Annotated in this window: 2 protein-coding genes; both read left to right on the plus strand. The window is 72.9% G+C overall.

Annotation, left to right across the window (positions count from 1 at the left end):
• Positions 1-91: 91 nt before the first annotated feature.
• Entirely contained in the window at positions 92-1,567 is a 1,476-nt protein-coding gene (locus C1I93_RS30270) for a pyridoxal phosphate-dependent decarboxylase family protein (protein WP_111246648.1), read from the plus strand.
• 37 nt (positions 1,568-1,604) lie between these two features.
• Positions 1,605-2,163: NADH-quinone oxidoreductase subunit B (locus tag C1I93_RS30275; RefSeq protein WP_111246649.1), on the plus strand; the 559-nt coding region annotated here is incomplete at its 3' end.

Genomic DNA, 2,163 nt, shown 5'->3' on the forward strand with positions numbered 1-2,163 from the left:
CTCCCGACGCCCCCCGTGTCTCCGGCGTCGATCATGGAGTTGTGGCGGGGGCGAATGCCGTCGAAAGCCACGGAAAGGGCACCACTACTCCATGATCGACGAGAGCGGGTCGGCGCTGCCGGCACACGGCGTACCGGCGGAACAGGTGTTGGCGGAGGTCCGCAGGCTGCGGGAGGCCGACCGGCCGACGCACGGCGGGCGACTGTTCGCGTACGTGTACGACGCGGCGGTCGCCGGGCTGGACGAGTTGGCGGCGGCGGCGTACGCCGAGAGCGCACACGTCAACGGGCTCGACCCGACCGCCTTCCCCTCGCTGCTGGCGATGGAGAACGCGCTGGTCGGCGCGGCGGCGCGGGTTCTCGGCGGCGGGCCCGGCACGAGCGCGCCGGAGGTGGTCGGCAGTGTCACCAGTGGCGGCACCGAGTCGCTGATCCTGGCCGTCAAGGCGGCCCGCGACGCCCGGCCCGAGATCACCGCACCCCGGATCGTGGTCCCCGCCAGTGCCCACGCCGCGTTCGCCAAGGCCGCGCACTACCTGCGGGTGGCGCTCGACCCGGTGCCGGTGGACCCGACCACCCTGCGGCCGGCGGTCGCCGACGTGGCCGCCGCTATCACGCCGGAGACCGTGCTGGTGGTCTGCTCCGCCCCCTCGTACGCACACGGCGTGGTGGACCCGGTGGCAGAGATCGCGCAGGTGGCTGCCGCCGCCGGGGTGCGCTGCCACGTGGACGCCTGCTTCGGCGGCTGGACCCTGCCGTACCTGCGTCGCCTCGGCGTGCCGGTGCCCGCCTTCGACTTCGCCGTGCCCGGAGTCACTTCCATCTCCGTCGACCTGCACAAATACGCGTACGCCCCGAAGGGGGTCTCGGTGCTGCTGCACCGCGACCCGGCGCTGCGCGCCCCGCAGTACTTCGCGTACGCCGACTGGCCCGGCTACACCATGGTCAACCCGGTGATCTCCTCCACCCGCTCCGGCGGCCCGATCGCCGCCGCGTACGCCACCCTGCGCCACCTCGGCGACGACGGTTACCTGGAGCTGACCCGCCGCACCTGGGACGCGGTGCGGGTGCTCGCCGACGCGGTACGCGACGTGGAAGGGCTGCGGCTGGTCGCCGAGCCGGAGTCGAGCGTGGTTTGTCTCACCTCGACCGACCCGGAACTGGACCTCTTCGTACTCGTCGACGAGCTGACCGCACGTGGCTGGCACACCCAGCCGCAGCTCGCGTACGCCGGGCTGCCGCGCAGCGTGCACCTGACGGTGACCGCCGCGGTGGCGCCCCGGGCGGCGGAGTTCGGCTCGGTGCTCGCCGACGCGGCGGCTGCGGCCCGCGCTGCCGGACCGGTGACGCTGCCACCGGAGCTGCTGGCGCTCGCCGGGAGCCTGACCCCGGAGGCGCTCACCCCGGAGCTGGTCGCCGGGCTGGCCGACGGACTCGGGCTGGCCGGAAAGGCCGGTCCGCCGGAGCGGATGGCGGTGGTGAACACCCTGCTCGACGCCGCCCCGGTGGCGCTGCGGGAACGGCTGCTCGTGGAGTTCGTCGGGCTGCTGCAACGCCCGACCTACTGACCCTGTGATTGACTGTCGGCGGGAGAAGGAGGGACTCGTGCAGCTGCCGGCGGTGCTCGGCGAGCCGATCCGGTTCGTGCTCAACTGGGGTCGGCGGTACTCGCTCTGGGTCTTCAACTTCGGGCTGGCCTGCTGCGCCATCGAGTTCATCGCGACGAGCATGTCCCGGCACGACTTCATGCGGCTCGGTGTGATCCCGTTCGCGCACGGGCCCCGGCAGGCGGACCTGATGGTGGTCTCCGGCACGGTCACCGACAAGATGGCCCCGGCGATCAAGCGGCTCTACGACCAGATGCCGGAACCGAAGTACGTGATCTCCTTCGGTGCCTGCTCCAACTGCGGCGGCCCGTACTGGGACTCGTACTCGGTGACCAAGGGCGTCGACCAGCTCATCCCGGTCGACGTCTACGTGCCGGGCTGCCCGCCCCGGCCGGAGGCGCTGCTGCACGGCATCCTCCGGTTGCAGGAGAAGATCGCCGCCGAGCAGTCCGGCATCGGCGGGGTGCCCCGGCCCGACCTGCTCGCCCCGACGGTCGACGTGTCACCCAGCGACGGGCGGCCACCCCGCACCGCCGCCTCGCTGACCGCCCCACCGG

It is taken from the genome of Micromonospora endophytica (assembly GCF_003236305.1).
In the GTDB taxonomy this organism is placed as follows: Bacteria; Actinomycetota; Actinomycetes; order Mycobacteriales; family Micromonosporaceae; genus Micromonospora; species Micromonospora endophytica.

Bases quoted from the DNA above. Each gene is read 5' to 3' on its own strand.
- C1I93_RS30270 (WP_111246648.1), top strand. From the start codon at position 92: ATGATCGACGAGAGCGGGTCGGCGCTGCCGGCACACGGCGTACCGGCG.